Raw genomic sequence first — 16,572 nt, forward strand, 5'->3', positions numbered from 1 at the left:
CGCAGTGTCGTTCGAAGGTGAAGTAGTTCTGGTGACCGGTGGTGCCGGTGGCCTGGGTGACGCGACGGTGCGCAAGTTGCACGCCGAAGGCGCGGCCGTTGTCATCGCCGATGTCAACGACGACAAGGGCAAGGCGCTGGCCGAGGAGCTGGGCAACAAGGCCGTCTATGTGCGCACCGACGTGCTCGACGACTCGACGATCGAGGAAGCGTTCGCCGCGGCCGACGAACTGGGCACGCTGCGCTACGCGGTGATCGCCCACGGTGGTTTCGGAGTGCTCGAGAAGGTCGTCAACCGGGACGGCACGCCGCACACGTTGAAGGGCTTCACCGACACGATCGGGCTGTACCTCACGGGTACCTACAACGTGCTCCGGCTCACCGCGGCCAAGATCGCCAAGCTGGAACCGAAGGAAAGCGGCGAGCGCGGCGCGATCGTCATGACCAGCTCCATCGCCGGCTACGAGGGCCAGATCGGTCAGTCGGCCTACGCGGCGGCCAAGGGCGGTGTGATCTCGCTGACTCTGACCGGCGCTCGCGACCTCAGTGCGGTGGGCATCCGGGTGAACAGCATCGCTCCGGGAACGATGCACACCCCGATCATGGACTTCCTCGGCGAGGAGAAGCTCGCGAAATTCGCTGCGGCGGTGCCGTTCCCGAAGCGGCTCGGCGCACCTGCCGAATACGCGTTGCTGGCTCAGCATCTGCTCGAGAATCCGTATATCAACGGTGAAGTCGTGCGAATCGACGGCGGGCAGCGTTTCCAGCCCAAGTAGATTCGCCGCCATCCTTGTCGATGGACAGTCGCCGATGGCCGCCACTTCGAATGCGGAGTGGCGGCCATCTGCTGTTCGGGCGGGTTCCGGCTCGGCTACAGCTCCGTACGTCCGCGATCAGAGCGGTATGGAAATACACATCGCAGTCTATCCCGTAAGTGAAACCGTTGTCTTATCGTCAACGTGTTGGATCACGGTACGAAGATGTCTGTCAGCGCAGGAGCGGATCGCGTGGCATTCCGAGAATGCGTTCCGCGATCTGGTTCCGGGTCACCTCGGAGGTGCCGCCCGCGATGCTCATCGCTCGGGCGCCGAGCAACATGAGCCCTGCCATGGCGGCGTCACCGTCGGCCAGTGCGATATCGGGGCCGAGCAGCATCGCTGTGATGGCTGCGTACTCGCTGAAGTGTTGCGCCACTTTCAGTTTGGTGATGTTGCCCTCGGGGCCCGCGCCTGCTCCTTCGATGCTGCGGACGGCACGGCGCAGGTTGAGCAGACGCAGGGCGTGGGCTTGCGCCAGGTATCGGCCCACGCGGACGTCGGTATCGGCCGAGCGCGATCGGTGCCGCTCGACCAGGCGCAGCAGCGTGCCGGAGTCTGCGTTGCCGGTGCCCGAGCCACCGCCGATGCTGACCCGCTCGTTTCCCAGCGCCGCTCGCGCGACGGCCCAACCATCGTTCACGGCACCGACCACGTCGGCGTCCGGCACGAAGACCTCATCGAAGAACACCTCGTTGAATTCCGAGCTGCCTAGAAGCATGCGCAGTGGTCGCACCTGTACGCCGGGAGCCGTCATGTCGACGATCATCGTGGTGATGCCCGCGTGTTTGGCGACGTCGGGGTCGGTGCGAACGGTGGCCAGACCGCGCCGGCTGTAGTGCGCGCCGCTGGTCCACACCTTCTGGCCTGTGATTCGCCAGCCGCCGTCGACCCGCGTCGCCTTGGTTTTCACGGCGGCCGCGTCGGAACCGGCGTCCGGCTCGGAGAACAACTGGCACCACACCTCCTCCTGGCGCAGCGCCCGGTCGACGAATCTGTCGATCTGGCTCGGCGTCCCGTGCTGGATCAGGGTCAGAACGACCCATCCGGTGATCGAATAGTCGGGTCGCCTGAGTCGGACCCGTGCGAACTCCTCGTCGATCACCACCTGCTCGACCGCGGTGGCCGAACGGCCCCATGGCTTCGGCCAGTGCGGCATGACGTAACCGGTGGCGATCAACTCCGGCAGGCGGATCGATTCGTCCATCGCGGCAATGCGCTCGACATCCCCACGGATCTCGGCGCGCACCTGGTCGGCTTCCGTGGGCAGGTCGACGGTACTGGTGCGGTCGACCCCGGCCGACGTCAGGGCGAAGACATCGGCGGCGGGCGCGTCACCACCGATGAGGGCGCGTAGCGTCACCGCCCGCCGCAGATGCAGGTGTGCGTCGTGGGCCCAGGTGAACCCGATTCCACCGTGCACCTGAATGTTCAGTTCGGCGTTGTGGACATAGGCGGGCAGCGCGATCGTCGCGGCGGCCGCGGCCATCAGCTGGAACTGACGCTCATCGTCGGCTGCCGCGCGTGCGGCGTCCCAGACGGTCGCGACCGCGGACTCCGCCTCCACCAGCATGTTCGCGCAATGGTGCTTCACTGCCTGGAACGTCGCGATGGGTCGCCCGAACTGCGTGCGGATCGCGGCGTATCCGACAGCGGCATCGACACAATCGCCTGCCCCGCCGGCCGCCTCGGCGGCGAACAACAGCCGCGCCCGCGCCACCGCGGCGGCGCGTGCTCCGGCGAGAACCTGGTGCGGCTCGACCGAGACGTCGTGGAGGACCACGCGTCCACTCCGTCGGGTCGGATCCATATTCGACGGTGTCTGTACCGAGATGCCCGCGGCAGCGCGTTCCAGGATCACCACGTCGTCTCCGGCGCAGATCAGCAGCAGTTCCGCCGAATCGGCACCGAGAACGATTCCCGCGCGACCGTGCGCGCGTCCCCGGTTGTCGATGGTGACCTCGCCGCCGAAGCCCACTGCGGCGGTGACTGTTCCGTCGACGAGTCCGGGCAGGAAACGCTCGTGCTGTTCGGTACTGCCAACGGCCGCCACCACCGCCGAGGTGATCACGGTCGAGACGAACAATCCCGGTGCGATCGCACGGCCCAACTCCTCGACGACCACCACCGATTCGGGCAACCCGTATCCGGAACCGCCGTACGCCGGGTCCACATGCAGACCGAGCAATCCCAGCTCGGCCAGTTGTGCCCAGAACGCGGGCGGGTCCTCTGTCGCGGCGTCGAGCAGTTCGCGCGCCGCCTGTCTCACCGCGCGGTCGGTGGCGAACTTCCGGGTGACCTCGGCCAGCGTGCGGTGTTCGTCGGTCAGTGCGATACCCATGAATACGTCCTCGGGGGCTGAGTCGATCGAGCGTTCGCGGGCAGGGAGGCTGTGATCGTGACGCGAACGAAGAGGTATTTACAGTATAGCTTTCGGTATGCCTGACGTGGGGAAATGCGGATCGGCGCCTTCGGTCAACCGGGGTCCCGTGGATCGCGGTTCGCGAATTCGTTGACGTGGTTCAATGACATATGTCAGTATTACCGACATGGTCACAGGTAGGACGATCAGCGACCTTCTCTCCTGAATTGACAAGGGGGAGAGGGAATTTGGTGACTACCCCATGAGCTCTGTGCGCGCCTGATTGACGCGAGTCAATGACGGGAGTTAGCTCGCCGCATGAGCGAAATCCAGGACAAGCCTCAGGGGCGACAGGCCCAACGTCTCCACACACGGAAGCGAGTGCTCGATGCGGCGGTTGCGGAATTCGGTAGAGCGGGCGCGGCCGAGGCCGACATCGCCACGATCGTCGAGGACGCGGGCGTGGCACGCGGAACCTTCTACTTCCACTTCCCGACCAAAGAGCACGTGCTGCTCGAACTCGAACAGCGCGAGGAGAAGCGCATCGCCGGGGAACTCGGACGGTACCTGCGGACACCGCACGATCTCGCGGGAGTGCTGGCGAAAGTCGTCCGGCTGGTCGCGGCTCTGGAGCGGCGATTGGGTAGCAAATTGTTCAAAGACCTACTCGCCGTGCACTTCTCACCGACCCGACCGTTGGACGACACCTGGCGAGAACATTCCGTGATCGCTTTGGTCGCCCAGGAGATCGAACAGGCCGCCGAGCGCGGTGAAGCGCAACTCGTCGTCGAGTCGTACCACAGCGCCGTGTTCTTCCTCATCGGCTTGTACGCCCTGCTCACCAGTACGAGCGGCTCGAAAGCGCTGCGCACCGCGGTGCTCGCCGACTACGTGACGACGACGCTGCGCAGCCTGGAGCCCCGATGACGCTGCCGCACCACACGATCCGCCGACAGATATGGAAACCCGATCATGCTTCTCGATCTCGTCCGACTTCTCCTCGCCTGGGGCGCGGTGGTGCTGATCATCGCCTTCTGGTACTGGATCCTGAGCAATATCGGGACATTCTGATCATGTGTACGGCTCCTGAACCGGCATGTACCCGCGGAGATCCACCGTGACCGCCACCCGGCCCGCCGCGTCGGTCGAACGCAGCTGCGCGGTGACGGCGGTCGCGCTGTCGGGTCGCCGCCGCGAAGGCGTCCGCCTGGTGACCGGCGAGCGGCGCGGCTTCGGCTTGAGCCCTGGACTCGGCATCGTCCATGTGCCGTATCCACAGCCAGTGCCCGACTGGAACCACACGACAGTGACCTGCGGCATCGCCCTGCAGTGTTCGCCGTCCAAGGACCGGATCGCGCGGTATCCGCTGCACGAGTTGTCCCCGCGGGAGCGCGGTGCGCTCTCGATCGTGGAGGGCGACGTCGCCGCGACCTGGGCCGGTGAGCGGTTTCCCGGACTGGTACCCGAGCTGCGCCGTCGGCTGCGCGCCCTGGAGTCCACCGATCCCGACCTGTCGGGCGAGGACATGATCGAGCGTGCCGTCGCGCTCGCTCGGTCATCGGGTGTGCTGGGGCAGTACCCGCTGCTCGGGAGCCTGCCGCTGGCCGTTGCGCCGCGTAGTCGCGTGTCGATCGCGGCGCGGCGGATCTACGGCCGGATGCCGTGGACCTCTACCCGTACCGACAGCTACCGCGTGTGGTCGGTACCGGTCGGCGGTGAAGGCGGCAGCCGGGCCTCGAACCTTCCGCCGCCGAGCCGACCCGAGAACGAGGACATCGAGATCCGCGCCGACCAGCGCGCGGGGATCCCCTATCCGGAGTGGAACCAGTGGACGTCGAGTTTCCTGCCCGACCACGTCGCCGTCCTGGAACGCCGCCAACCCACCTCGTCGAGCCCGATCGCGCCCGCCGCACCCGAGGTGCGGCGCTGGTTCGAGGAACTCACCCATCGGTCCATGCGCGGTGGCCTCGTGGACGGGTCCGACCTCGACATCGACCGCTACATCAGCCACTACGTCGACACCCAGGTCGGTGCGACACCGCAACCACGGGTGTTTCGTGAACTGCTGCCCAGTGCCCGCGATGTCACGACCGCGGTCCTGCTCGACGGCAGTTCCTCGCTCGGCGTCAACGGAGGCGCGACCTTCCGGTTGGAACTGGACTGCGCGGACGCTCTCTCGCGGGCCATGACGGTCGCCAGGGAACGGCACGCGATCTTCGTGTTCACCGGCAATACGCGTCATCGCGTGGAAGTCCGGTGCCTGAAGGACTTCGACGACCGGACCTTCGTCGATGTCGGTGGGCTCGGGCTGGCGGCCGGTGGCTACACCCGCCTCGGCGCGCCACTGCGGCACCTGACCAGTCGGCTGCTCGACCAACCCGCGCAGCGTCGCCAGCTCATCATCATCGGCGACGGCCTCATCTCCGACGAAGGGTACGAGGGCCGCTACGCGTGGGCCGATGTGGCGCACGCCGTCGAGGAGGCCGTCACCGCCGGGATCGCCGTCTACTACATCGGCATCGGACCCGTCCGAGTCGATCCACTGCCCGAAGTCTTCGGGCCCACCCGCTCGCAACGGATTCGGCGGGTGGAGGAACTGCCCCGCGTTCTCGCACATATTCACCGAGAGTTGGTCGACCTATGACATCTGATTCCTATTTCGCCGGTGGCGGCGAGGTCGAACTGTTCGAACGAGCGTTCCAGCAACGCCTTCCGGTCATGCTCACCGGACCGACCGGCTGCGGTAAGACCCGATTCGTCGAGCACATGGGCTCGCTGCTGGGTCGCCCGGTGGTCACCGTCAGCTGCCATGACGACATCACCAGCTCGGATCTGGTCGGGCGGTTGCTCGTCACCGGCGGTGATGTGGTCTGGAACGACGGCCCGCTCACCAGGGCCGTGAAGGGTGGGGCCATCTGCTATCTGGACGAGGTGATCGAGGCACGCCACGATTCGCTGGCCGTGCTGCATTCGCTCGCCGACCACCGGCGCGCGCTCTACCTCGACCGCGCCGATGAGGTGGTGCAAGCCCCCGAATCGTTCATGCTCGTCTGTTCCTACAACCCGGCCTACCGCAGTTCGCTCAAGGTCCTGAAACCGTCGTTTCGGCAGCGCTTCGTCACCATCGCGATGGACTACCTGGCGCCCGAGCGCGAAACCGACGTGGTGGTGACGGAATCCGGCGTCGATCGGGCCGTGGCGACGCGATTGGTGCACTGCGCGAACACCATTCGTGGCGCGGACGAGATATTCCACTTCGAGCCACCGTCGACGCGCGTCCTGGTGGCCGCGGCCCGGCTCATCGCCGCGGGCGCGCGCGAGATCGACGCGGTGCAGGCCTGTGTGCTGGCGCCGCTGAGCACCGATACCGCCATCGGTGACGGCCTGCGCCAGATCGCCACCGCCGGTCTGCTCGCCGGCGAAGAACCCGTGTGACCACCTCGAGGAGAACACTCTCATGAACGAGCAAGACCGTAGACGTAAGCGTGCGCTGATCGTCTTCCAATTCACCATCTATGGGTTTCTGCTGCTGATGTTCCTCATCCAGTTGCGGATGCTGATGACCAGTGACTGGTAGGAGAAAAATATGAATCTGCCGACATTCGTCAAGCGCCGTACCGGATCGGGGAATCCGCCGAGTTCCGATATCCGGACCGCCGGAAGCTATGACGAGCACGAAGCGGAAAGCCGGGCGAGCCAGCGCCGTGCCGACGTCTGGCTCACCGCGGGCACGGCACTGATGGGCACCTATGTTCTGGGCCTGTTCGGACTACCGATCTTTCTGCGCGGCGTCTGGTTGCAGCGCCGCGCGCAACAAGAGGGTTTGTCCGTGCGGCCGCTCATCGTCACGCTGATCGGGTATCTCGTCATCCTCGATGCCTTCCTCAACAGCGTCGGCTGGGTGCTCGATGTCTTCGCCAGCCACACCTTGGTCACGCGGGTCTTCTTCACCGCCTGGGGCAATTTCTTCGACGCGGGCTACTGGTGGCACTACAACGAGCTCTGGATCGGCGGCGCGGGCGCGCCCGGTGAGAAGGGCTGGGAGTTCGCCTGTGTGCTCGTCGTCTTCCCGATGCGGATCGCCGCCGCGATCGCCTTCCTGCAGATGAAGCGGTGGGGCCATCAGTGGCTGATCGTCACCTGCTGGTTCGGGGTGGTCATCTGGGTCGGCTACATCGTGAACATGACCGTGTACGCCGATATCCGTTTCGACGGTGTCGTGCTGCCGGTGTTCGGCTGGTGGCTGTACGACATCTTCTACATCACGCCATTCCTGGCAATTCCCTATCTGCACACGGTCAATCGCGAGATATTCGCCGACTGACCGCGGTTCGACTCGATTTATCTGCTGAAGGAGAGTTTCGCGATGAGCACACCATCGTCCGAATCGGGATCGGCTCCGGCGGAAGAACTTCCGCTGGGAACCACGCCACCGTTCGCGCGCATGCATCGATGGCTCAAACGGGGAATCATGGTCTGCCTGGTCGCGCTGGTGGTCGAAGGGGCTTTCACCGTGCCGGCGCTCGCGCTCTGGTACGGCTGGCCGACCCTGTCGCTGCAGGAGATCTGCGACGAGATGATCAAGGTCCGCTACGACGACGACACCTTGGAATGCCAGTATCCCGCCGATTTCAACGCACCGCCGCTCGGCGGGCAGCCCGAGGCGGCCGGGCAGACCACCGCACGTGACGAATGGGGCGTCCAGCCCAAACCCGGTTGGGACCACATCGGATTCCGGGAGCTCGTCCATCGCCACAACGAGCGGATCGCTCGAGAAGGCGGTGGCCGATAGTGCGCGATTCGGTACTCACTGCCCGAGCCGTCGGATCGGCGGTGGGGCAGGCGGTGCGGGTCGCGGTGGACCGCGCGGTGCCGGGAGGCGCCGCGCGCGTGCCGCTACGCGTGGAAGATGTCACCGAGGCCTGGCTCGCCGAGGTCTTCGGGGTGGCACCGGAACGGATCCATCGGATACGTGTCGTGGAATCCCACTCCGGGACCGCGGCGCGGGCGCGCATCGAGGTGAGCGCGGACGCCGATATCCCCGAGTTCCTGTTCCTGAAACTGCCGCCGCGCAACTATTCACAGCACGTGCTGATGAACCTGTTCAGTCTCGGGTCGCGTGAGGTCAGCGCCTATCGCGTACTGGGCGACGCGCCGCCGATCCGGGTGCCGCGCTGCTATGCGACCCGTTCCGACCGGGTGCGGGGTCGCGATGTTCTGGTCTTGGAGGATCTGTCACCGACCGCGCGTTTTCGGACGGTCGTCGATCCGCTCGGCCGCGACGAAGCGGAGGCTGTCGTCGACGCCATGGCGGATCTGCATGCCGCCTTCTGGCGTGACCCCGCGGGCGCGGCGGGCCCACGGTCGGAAGTGGAAACCCAGCTCGGGCTCCTGATCCGGCGCCGTCTGCTCGGTGAGCTCACCGGACCCGCCGCGGACCTGGTCCCGGCGACGATCCGGGAGCAGATCCGGATCTTCTACGAGCGGGGCAGGGAGATCGACGCCTTCTGGGCGCGTCAACCGCAGACCTTGATTCACGGTGACCCGCACCTGGGCAACCTGTTCTTCGAGGACGCGGGACCCGGCTTCCTGGACTGGCAGATCTCGACAACGGGTTGTGGCATACGCGATGTCGCCTACTTCGCGAACGCGTCGGTGGAACCCGAGTTGCTGCGCGAGATCGAACGCGGACTCGTCGAGCGCTATGCCGCCCGGCTCGACGCCGCCGGCATCGCGGTAGATCCTGAGCGGCTGTGGACGCTGTACCAGGTCGGCATCACCGAGTTGCTGCTCGCCATCGTCTGCACCGCCGAGGCGGGCGAACGAATGCAGTCGAGCGCGGTGACCCGGTGCGGCGTCGCGCGGGCCGTCGCGGGCGTCGAGGCGCACAACAGCCTGGTACTGCTCGCCGCATTCCTCGATGGCAGGCGCGTCTGAGGTCGGGCGCGCCGGAAGGCTGCTGCCGCCGAATCCGATTCGGCGGCAGCGCAAGTCGTTGGGTCAGTGGGTTGTGGTGGTAGCGGCGCTCGGTTCGGGGTTGGCGATGGGCAGTCCGAGGAAGCGGCGGGCGTTGTCGCCCATGAAGTCGTAGGTGCGCTGGACGTCCATGCCTTCCGCGTATTTCCAGAAGCCCTTCGGCTCGGCCAGACCCTCCGGATGCGGGTAGTCCGAGCCGAAGAGGACTTTGTCCCAGCCGACGGTGTCGACGACGTCGGCCACGCACCCTTCCCAGAACGGGCTGACCCAGATATTGCGGCGGAACACCTCGTGCGGGTGCTCGGGGAAGTTCTGCGGCATCTTCTTGTACAGGTCTTCGAAGTCGTGGAACAGCGGGTAGATCCACGAACTGCCGTTCTCGACGCTGGCGACACGCAGCTTCGGGAAGCGGGTCAGGGTGCCGTGGCAGATCAGACTCGTGATCATGTCGGAGATCTCGCGGTGGCCCAGCGCCATCCAGCGGAAGGGGCTCTGCGCCATGAAGTTCGCGGTGTGCGGCGGTTCCCAGGAGGCAATGTAGCTGTCCAGCGGGGGGTAGCTGGCGTGCAGCACGATCGGCAGGCCGGCGGCCTCGACATCGCGCCAGAACGGATCGAATTCCGGCAACGCGGGTGAACGCCAGCCGTGCAGGCCGTTCACCGGGCCCGGCTTGATCAGGGCGACCTTCGCGCCGTTGTCGAGGATGTACTCCAGTTCGCGCTGGGCCGCGTCCACCTCGGACAGATTGATGATCGGGGTCGAGTAGATCCGGTCGGCGTAGTTGTAGGACCAGTGCTCGGCCATCCACTGGTTGAGCGCGTGGATGATCGCCAGGGTGAGCTGTGGATCGTCGGCCGCCGAATGCTCGACCAGACTGGCCAGCGTCGGATAGTTGAGGGCCTCGACGACTCCTTGGCGGTCGAGCTCGGTGATCCGGTCCACCGGATTGCGGGTGGCCGCGGGTGCCTCGATCGCGGGTCCCTGCATCTCACGCAGCGTGAGCCCGTCGGAGTTCTCGCCCGCGAAGAACTTCTCGTGCGCGCCGGGCGCGGCGACCCGCTCGAAGGTCGGGTTGGGGATGAAGTCGGTGACCTTGTTGTTGATCACGATCCGGGTCTGCCGACCGATCTGCGCGAACTGCACCGCACGCGCGTACTGCTCCGGCAGATACTTCGTCAGCGAGTCCGGGGTCTCGTACATGTGCTGGTCGGCGTCGAAGATCGGCGCATCGCGGAATTGCTCCTCGGTCCGGCTCGCGGTCGGGTCGGCGGTGTTCGTCATCTGGTTCCCTTCCATCACTGCAGTCTTAGCTACTGTAATGCATACAGTATAAGTTGTGGTTCACCTGGCCGGTACGGCGTCGACATGGAACCTGAGTAGGGCCTCCTGGGCGAACGAGGCGACCAACGTGCCGTCCGCCGTGAAGACGTCCCCGCGTCCGAAGCAGCGCCCGTGTGCGATCGTCGCGCCGTAGTGGCGCAGGAGCAGCCAGTCGTCGGTGGCGAACGGCCGGTGGAACCAGACCGTGTGCGAGGTCGTCGCCGAGGTGAACGCGGTGCCGTTTCCGCGTTGGTCGATACCGTCGAACGGGCGCAGCGCGGTGCCGATCACGTTCAGGTCGGTGGAATAGGCCAGCAGCGCCGCGGCCGAGCCTTCGTCGTCGAGGGTGGGCATCCGCATCCACAGGTCGTAGTCGGTCCGTCCGCAGCCGGGGGCGTCGAGATCGGTGACCGACCTGGTGTCCCAGGGGAGTAGGTCGAATCGGACACGGTTCTCGGGGCCCGGCAGTGAGGCGGTGGGGGGAAGGGGCTGGTAGGACGGGCCCGCTTCGGCGGCGTGGAGCGAGACGGCGCACGTGGCGATCGGGCGGCGGCCCTGCGTCGCGGTCACCGTCAGCGCACCGAACGAGCGGCCGTCGTGCAGTAGATCGGCGAGGTAGTGAACGGGGGTGTCGGAGGTGCCCTCCCGGAGGAACGACGCATGGAGGGATTTGACCGCTTTGCTCGGGTTCGCCGCGTTCGCCGTGCGCACGAACTGGCCGAGCAACTGCCCGCCGAAAAGGCGCCGGTGGGGCAGGTGCTGGTTCGACCCCTCGAAGGTGTGTGGCGGACCGGTCGGGCTCGATCCCGCGCCATCGGTGGGCGATGTGGGTATCGAGCGAAGTTCGAGGCAGGCCGCGAGGTCGTTCCAGATGTCTTCCACGGGAAGATTGTAAGTCATACGGTAATAGTTACAGTATATCTCTGATCTGCACTCGGGATCGAATTCTCTCACCTATGGTTGTGGCAACAGTATGAGTGTCAGGTTCTCGCGGATGTCGAGGTGATGGTCGATGACGAACTACAAGGATTTTCGGCGCAGGTCGCCCACGATCGGCGACCGGCGATCGTCGGCGTCACCCGCCGCCGACGAGCACGACGCGCCGCCGATCCCCGGCGAGGTGGTTCGGACCATGAGCTACGACCTGCTCGACTATTTCGCGAAATGCCCACGGTGCGGTTACGCGGCGCAGGCAACGGAAACGGTCCGGGCCTTCTCGAGCGGGTTGGTCGAGCGCAGGCTGTATCGCACGTGCGGGTTGCCGTGTGGTTGGCACGATTCCTCTACCCAGGTCGCCGACACGGTTCCGGCGGTCGCGCTCCCCGCCCCGTAGCCGCCGATCACGACGCTCACGCGAACAGTGCGCGATCGACGGCATCGGCCGACGGCTCGCGTAGTACCTGTTCCAGCGGCGCTCGCAGCACGACGAGATCCGCGGGCGCCCCCCGCCGAATCCGGCGTGGCCGCCCACCCGGGTCGTCGAGGGGGGTGAGGTATCCCGCGAGTGCCTGTGCGGGCGTGAGGCACTCGCCCGCGTTGAGGGTCGCGCCGGTTTCGGTGGATCGGCGACTGGCCGCGGCGATCACTGCCCACGGGTCGAGCGGGCCATAGGGCGAATCGCTGGACATGGCGAGGGGGACACCCTGCGCGAGCAGGCTTCGGCAGCGATACAGGTCGTCGAGGTCGTCGGGTTCGACGTGGTCGAGGTAGTAGTCGCCGCGCTGGGACAGAAAACCCGGTTGGGTGATCACCCGCAGGCGGTGGCGGCGCAGATCGGCGATGCTGTCGGCGGGAACCAGCGCCGCGTGCTCGACGCGGTCGCCCGGGAAATCTCCTGCCACATCCAGGGCCGCGAGCAGCAGGAACAGCGCTGCACGGCTGACGCAGTGGACGGCCACCGCCCGCCCGCCGCGGTGGGCGGTGCGAATCCGATCCACCAGCGCGTCGAACTGTGGGAGTTCGGAGTCGGCGATGACGATCTTGTACGGTCCGACGCTGACCCGTTCGGGCAGTGGCGTGACGCTGTGCGCGGGCTCGCCGCGCAGGGGGACCCCGAGCAGGTGCAACCGCTGCGGCAGGTCGCCCCCGGTCACAGCGGTGACCAGCGCGGCTGCCGAGCGGGCCGACAGATCGGGGGTCGCGTCGGTGACACCGGTGATGCCGTAGCCGGTGAGGGTGGTGCCGAGCGCACCGAGGTGCGGGGGCCTCGCGGGTGGCAGCCGGGTGCGTAACCAGGTGTCCGCGCGCCAGATCCGGCCCGTCGGGACACCATCGGCAGTGCATTCGACGCCGGGATGCGCCGCGTCGGTGATCTGCGCTGCGACGAGCGCGGCGGTGTTGAGGATCCACATCGCGCCACTGCGGTGCTGTACTCGCACCGGTCGGCTGCCGTGCAGGGCGTCGAGGGCGAGCGCGTCGAGATCGCCCGCGACGGTGTCGACATAACCGACGCCGCGAACCCAGCCGTGCTCGTCGGCCGATGCCTCGGCCAGGGCAGTGCCCAGCGCGCGGCGGTTCGGGACGGCCGGTGGGCCGCAGCCCACCGATGCCGCGTCGGCGGCCGTGGCGTGCAAGTGCAGGTGATGATCGTGGAGACCGGGAATGACGGCACCACCGCGCGCGTCGATCACCTCCGTCGCCCCGTCCGTGGACAGCGACCGTCCGATATCGTCGATCCGGCCGTCCCTGATCCGGAGATCGAGACCGGGGATGCCGTCGACCTCCGCGTCGAGCACGATGACGACCCGGCCGCGCGCGGGTCGGCGAGTCCGGCTGGAGTCGTCGGTCACGGCACCGGAATCCTCAGCGACCCGAGTACGCGCGCCGTATCGGCGCCGGACTCCGCGGCGGGGCCGATCATCTTGCGGGACAGTGGTTTCGCGACCGGAATCGGTCCGTTCTCGGACTCGACGAACCAGGTATCACCGCGCTGCGCCGTGCGCGGGACCGGATCGGCGGTCAGCGTGCTCGCGACGACATCGGTCATCGAGATGTCCCACAGCACGCCGCGCCCATCGGCCGGCGCCGACATCGCGAGTACGGCGGCGGTCAGGCCGGTGAGTGGGTCGGCGATGGCGTCGCCGACGAAAGCCGGTGTGCCCGAATCGGGCTCGAAGGCAACCAGCCCGGCGGCCGCGGCGATGTCGTCCCCGAAACCGATCCGGTTCGACGCCCGACCCGCGGCGGTGATCGACACCCAGCTCGCCCCGCGCGCGACAGCCGCCTCGGCGTCGAGCCCGAAACCGGCGAGCGCCCGGGGCCGCGACGCCTCGATGACGATGTCGGCGGCGTCGACCAGAGCCCGCAGCGCCGACCTTCCGGTGCGCTCGGTGGGATCGAGAACCACCGACTCGTGGTCGTGATGCAGGAGCGCGTAGAACTCCGGGCCGCCGCGGCGGGCGCCGTCGGGCCGTCCCGGGGTCTCGACCTTGACCACGCGCGCGCCTGCCAGACCGAGCAGATGGGCGCACAGCGGGCCCGCCCACAGGGCGCTGAAGTCGACGACGAGCAGCCCCTCGACCGGCCTCGGCGTCATCGGTGACGGGCAGTGTGCGGGCTCGTCGGGCCGCACCGGACCCGCCGCCACGCCGAGGAGTTCGGCGCGTTCGAGGAGTTCGTCGCCGCGATGCGCGCGTATCCAGTCGGCGAGCGCGGGCCACGGATCCGCCGCGTCGAGATCGTCGCCGATCAGCGCGCCGAGCAGCAGCGGATCATCGGGTCGGGCGCACGACACCGCCGCCCACCCGTCCGAGGTGCGCAGCAGTCGGCAACGGCCGCCCGCCGACACCGTTCCCCGGCGCCGTAGACCGGTGAGCGCCGCGCGTTCGCCCAGTAGCTGAGCCCCGTCGACAGTGACCGTTCGCTCCGAGAACGCGGCCAGCGTCGAGGACAGCTCCCTGGCCCTGGTGGCCGCGCGCCCCGGCGGCACCAGGGGCGGTCCGTCCGGGCGACCGGAGAGGGCGACCACGCCGCTCGCCGCCCAGTCCGCCGCGGGCGGACCGGGAACCGGCGCTGTCGTTGGCTGCACGGCTCGATAGTAGGTCGCGGGGCCCGCCCGGTCTCGGTCATCACCGAGCCGACACCGTGTCACTATTGCGCGGTGAGCCGTGAAGCGACTGATCTGGCCTCGGATGCCATGGAACTCGACATCAGCCCGCAGGGTATGCCGAGAAATCCGGTGCTGGTCATCGCGCTCGACGGGTGGGCAGGGGAGTCGCCCGAGCGGATCGCCCGGGTCGCCGAAGCACTGGCAGGCTCGCTGCGCCTGTCGATCGGGGTGTTGCGTGGACCGGCCTCCCCGCGTCTGGAGCCACTGTTGCGCGCGCTCACCCTGACGCTGGCCGAGGATGCCGCGAGCTCGCCGATGATCGTCGACCATCCCGACCCCGAGGCGGCGGTGCGGCATCTGACGGAAGCTGTGCGGCGCAATCCGCAAGCGAGCGTGGCGCTGGGGCGACTGCTGCGCCAGACCGCGGTGCCCGATACGACCGCGGCCCTCGGCGCGGAAGCCGCGCTCTACTCGATGCTGCTGGCGGGCACAGAGTTTCGGCGGTGGCTCGCCGAACGCGGCGGGCCGAAACCGGTGAACTTCCCCGATCGGCCGCTGGTGCGGCTGGACCGCGAAGTCGACCTGCTGTCGGTGACCCTCGACCACCCTGAGCGCCGCAACGCACTGAGTGCCCCACTGCGTGAACAACTTCTGGAAGCCCTGCGGCTCGCCGAACTCGACGACAGCATCGAGCGGGTGCTCCTGCGCGGTGCGGGTCCGGTGTTCTGCAGCGGCGGCGATCTCGATGAATTCGGCACCGCCGTCGATGTGGTCGCGGCGTATCAGGTGCGGCTCGAACGGGGGCCGTGGCGGGTCGTCGACCGGCTGGGCGAGCGGGTCTCGGCACAGGTCCACGGCGCGTGTATCGGGGCGGGCATCGAGCTGTCGGCTTTCGCGCACCGACTGGTCGCGGCGCCGGACACGTACTTCCGGCTGCCCGAGATCGCGATGGGGCTGGTTCCCGGAGCGGGCGGCACCGTCAGCGTCCCGCGGCGGATCGGACGCTGGCGCGCGGCCTGGATGATGCTGACCGGCGATCGGATCGACACCGGTACCGCGTTGCGGTGGGGGCTTGTCGACGCCATCGAGTAGAGAGTTGATCGCTGCTCCCGTGAGGCATACTGAATGTATTACAGTAATGCCTTGTAGGACCGTGTCGTGTTGCCGGCTGTCGACAGTCCGCGGCGAGGTCCCACGGGAAACGGCGGTTCGCTCGAATGAGGTGGTTGCGGAATGGATTTGGGATTGCGGGGCGCGGCAACGGTCGTGGTGGGCGGTAGTCGCGGGATGGGGCTGGCCACAGCACGCTGCCTGGCGGAGGAAGGCGCCAGGGTCGCGGTGATCGGCCGGTCGGCCGACGATGTCGAGCGGGCGAGCGTCGACTTGGCACAGCGGGGGAGTACCGACGCGATCGGACTTGTCGCCGACGTGCGCGATACCGGCCAGGTGGCCTCGGTCTTCACCGAACTGGAGCAACGGTGGGGTGGCGAACTCAACGCGCTGGTCAACACCGTGGGACCGAACGTTCAGGGCACGGTCGAGGAACTGTCCGACGATCAGTGGCACGAGGCGGTCGACCACGGTGCGCTCGCCATCGTGCACTGCGTCAACGCGGCGCTGCCGCTGCTACGCAAGGCGCAGTGGGGACGGATCGTGAACTTCTCCGCGCATTCGACCCAGCGCCAGACCACCTCCCTGGTCGCCTACACCGCGGCGAAGGCGATGGTGACCAGCATCTCGAAGAATCTGTCGCTGTTGCTGGCGGAGGAGGAGATCCTGGTCAACGTGGTGTCGCCGGGCACCTTCGTCACTCCCGCGCTCACCGGCTGGGCGCGTTCGGTCGGTATCGACGACGACGATCCCTACCGGCTCATGGAGGCGATCGGCGCGCACTTCGGGCACCCCGCGCAGATGCCGAGAGCCGGCTTGCCCGAGGAGATCGGCCCGGTCGCCGCGTTCCTGGCCTCGCGCCGCAATTCGTACATGACCGGCGCCAACGTGAATGTCGACGGCGGCTCCGACTTCGTCTGAGCCACTGTCGGTTTCGGCCGG

Annotated in this window: 15 protein-coding genes; 10 read left to right on the forward strand and 5 right to left on the reverse strand. The window is 67.5% G+C overall.

Features of this window, described 5'->3' with window-relative positions:
- Positions 1 to 4 precede the first annotated feature (4 nt).
- A complete protein-coding gene (locus tag ACFQ9R_RS22105) occupies positions 5 to 775 on the forward strand; it encodes an SDR family oxidoreductase (protein WP_378992903.1) in 771 nt (256 codons plus the stop codon).
- A gap of 211 nt (positions 776 to 986) precedes the next feature.
- On the opposite strand, the gene ACFQ9R_RS22110 is transcribed toward ACFQ9R_RS22105, so the two are convergent.
- On the reverse strand, positions 987 to 3,155 hold the full coding sequence (locus tag ACFQ9R_RS22110; RefSeq protein ID WP_378992904.1) for an acyl-CoA dehydrogenase: 2,169 nt from the start codon (positions 3,153 to 3,155) through the stop codon (positions 987 to 989).
- Between the two features lie 339 nt (positions 3,156 to 3,494).
- Between ACFQ9R_RS22110 and ACFQ9R_RS22115 the strand changes: the two genes are divergently transcribed.
- The 6 genes from ACFQ9R_RS22115 to ACFQ9R_RS22140 all read left to right on the forward strand — a co-directional run bounded on the left by ACFQ9R_RS22115 (position 3,495) and on the right by ACFQ9R_RS22140 (position 9,113).
- Positions 3,495 to 4,103, forward strand: a complete 609-nt coding sequence (locus tag ACFQ9R_RS22115) for a TetR/AcrR family transcriptional regulator (protein WP_378992905.1) — start codon at positions 3,495 to 3,497, stop codon at positions 4,101 to 4,103.
- Positions 4,104 to 4,272: 169 nt separating this feature from the next.
- A complete protein-coding gene (locus tag ACFQ9R_RS22120) occupies positions 4,273 to 5,820 on the forward strand; it encodes a nitric oxide reductase activation protein NorD (RefSeq protein ID WP_378992906.1) in 1,548 nt (515 codons plus the stop codon).
- A complete protein-coding gene (locus tag ACFQ9R_RS22125; protein WP_378992907.1) occupies positions 5,817 to 6,611 on the forward strand; it encodes a CbbQ/NirQ/NorQ/GpvN family protein in 795 nt (264 codons plus the stop codon). Before ACFQ9R_RS22120 ends, ACFQ9R_RS22125 begins: the two co-directional genes overlap by 4 nt.
- A gap of 151 nt (positions 6,612 to 6,762) precedes the next feature.
- Positions 6,763 to 7,500, forward strand: coding sequence for a hypothetical protein (locus ACFQ9R_RS22130; RefSeq protein WP_378992909.1), 738 nt, complete (start codon positions 6,763 to 6,765; stop codon positions 7,498 to 7,500).
- A 42-nt stretch (positions 7,501 to 7,542) separates the two neighbouring features.
- Positions 7,543 to 7,968: a hypothetical protein gene (locus tag ACFQ9R_RS22135; RefSeq protein WP_378992910.1), complete on the forward strand. Its 426-nt coding sequence runs from the start codon at positions 7,543 to 7,545 to the stop codon at positions 7,966 to 7,968.
- Positions 7,968 to 9,113 carry a phosphotransferase family protein gene (locus ACFQ9R_RS22140; RefSeq protein ID WP_378992911.1) on the forward strand — a complete coding sequence of 382 codons (1,146 nt, stop codon included), beginning with the start codon at positions 7,968 to 7,970 and terminating at the stop codon, positions 9,111 to 9,113. The genes ACFQ9R_RS22135 and ACFQ9R_RS22140 overlap by 1 nt, the downstream gene beginning before the upstream one ends.
- Before the next feature lie 63 nt (positions 9,114 to 9,176).
- On the opposite strand, the gene ACFQ9R_RS22145 is transcribed toward ACFQ9R_RS22140, so the two are convergent.
- Both ACFQ9R_RS22145 and ACFQ9R_RS22150 read right to left on the reverse strand, forming a co-directional pair.
- Entirely contained in the window at positions 9,177 to 10,433 is a 1,257-nt protein-coding gene (locus ACFQ9R_RS22145; protein WP_378992913.1) for an amidohydrolase family protein, read from the reverse strand.
- Between the two features lie 60 nt (positions 10,434 to 10,493).
- A complete protein-coding gene (locus tag ACFQ9R_RS22150; protein WP_378992915.1) occupies positions 10,494 to 11,354 on the reverse strand; it encodes an acyl-CoA thioesterase in 861 nt (286 codons plus the stop codon).
- Between the two features lie 130 nt (positions 11,355 to 11,484).
- Here ACFQ9R_RS22150 and ACFQ9R_RS22155 point away from each other — a divergent pair, with 130 nt between their 5' ends.
- Positions 11,485 to 11,805 (forward strand): hypothetical protein, encoded by a 321-nt coding sequence (locus tag ACFQ9R_RS22155; protein ID WP_378992917.1) that lies wholly within the window; start codon positions 11,485 to 11,487, stop codon positions 11,803 to 11,805.
- Between the two features lie 16 nt (positions 11,806 to 11,821).
- Here the strand turns inward: ACFQ9R_RS22155 and ACFQ9R_RS22160 are convergent, their stop codons facing one another.
- On the reverse strand, positions 11,822 to 13,261 hold the full coding sequence (locus ACFQ9R_RS22160) for an amidohydrolase family protein (protein WP_378992919.1): 1,440 nt from the start codon (positions 13,259 to 13,261) through the stop codon (positions 11,822 to 11,824).
- Entirely contained in the window at positions 13,258 to 14,499 is a 1,242-nt protein-coding gene (locus ACFQ9R_RS22165; RefSeq protein ID WP_378992920.1) for a CoA transferase, read from the reverse strand. The genes ACFQ9R_RS22160 and ACFQ9R_RS22165 overlap by 4 nt, the downstream gene beginning before the upstream one ends.
- A gap of 72 nt (positions 14,500 to 14,571) precedes the next feature.
- Here ACFQ9R_RS22165 and ACFQ9R_RS22170 point away from each other — a divergent pair, with 72 nt between their 5' ends.
- Together ACFQ9R_RS22170 and ACFQ9R_RS22175 are read left to right on the forward strand one after the other, a co-directional pair.
- Positions 14,572 to 15,612, forward strand: a complete 1,041-nt coding sequence (locus ACFQ9R_RS22170) for an enoyl-CoA hydratase/isomerase family protein (RefSeq protein ID WP_378992921.1) — start codon at positions 14,572 to 14,574, stop codon at positions 15,610 to 15,612.
- 141 nt (positions 15,613 to 15,753) lie between these two features.
- A complete protein-coding gene (locus ACFQ9R_RS22175) occupies positions 15,754 to 16,551 on the forward strand; it encodes an SDR family NAD(P)-dependent oxidoreductase (protein WP_378992923.1) in 798 nt (265 codons plus the stop codon).
- The last annotated feature ends 21 nt before the right edge of the window (positions 16,552 to 16,572 follow it).

This window comes from Nocardia sp. NPDC056541, assembly GCF_042794235.1.
Classification (GTDB): Bacteria; Actinomycetota; Actinomycetes; order Mycobacteriales; family Mycobacteriaceae; genus Nocardia.

What these genes read in the sequence shown, in the direction of transcription:
- ACFQ9R_RS22110 (WP_378992904.1), bottom strand. Translation starts at nt 3,155, where the DNA reads ATGGGTATCGCACTGACCGACGAACACCGCACGCTGGCCGAGGTCACC.
- ACFQ9R_RS22115 (WP_378992905.1), top strand. Translation starts at nt 3,495, where the DNA reads ATGAGCGAAATCCAGGACAAGCCTCAGGGGCGACAGGCCCAACGTCTC.
- ACFQ9R_RS22120 (WP_378992906.1), top strand. Translation starts at nt 4,273, where the DNA reads ATGTACCCGCGGAGATCCACCGTGACCGCCACCCGGCCCGCCGCGTCG.
- ACFQ9R_RS22125 (WP_378992907.1), top strand. Translation starts at nt 5,817, where the DNA reads ATGACATCTGATTCCTATTTCGCCGGTGGCGGCGAGGTCGAACTGTTC.
- ACFQ9R_RS22130 (WP_378992909.1), top strand. Translation starts at nt 6,763, where the DNA reads ATGAATCTGCCGACATTCGTCAAGCGCCGTACCGGATCGGGGAATCCG.
- ACFQ9R_RS22135 (WP_378992910.1), top strand. Translation starts at nt 7,543, where the DNA reads ATGAGCACACCATCGTCCGAATCGGGATCGGCTCCGGCGGAAGAACTT.
- ACFQ9R_RS22145 (WP_378992913.1), bottom strand. Translation starts at nt 10,433, where the DNA reads ATGACGAACACCGCCGACCCGACCGCGAGCCGGACCGAGGAGCAATTC.
- ACFQ9R_RS22155 (WP_378992917.1), top strand. Translation starts at nt 11,485, where the DNA reads ATGACGAACTACAAGGATTTTCGGCGCAGGTCGCCCACGATCGGCGAC.
- ACFQ9R_RS22175 (WP_378992923.1), top strand. Translation starts at nt 15,754, where the DNA reads ATGGATTTGGGATTGCGGGGCGCGGCAACGGTCGTGGTGGGCGGTAGT.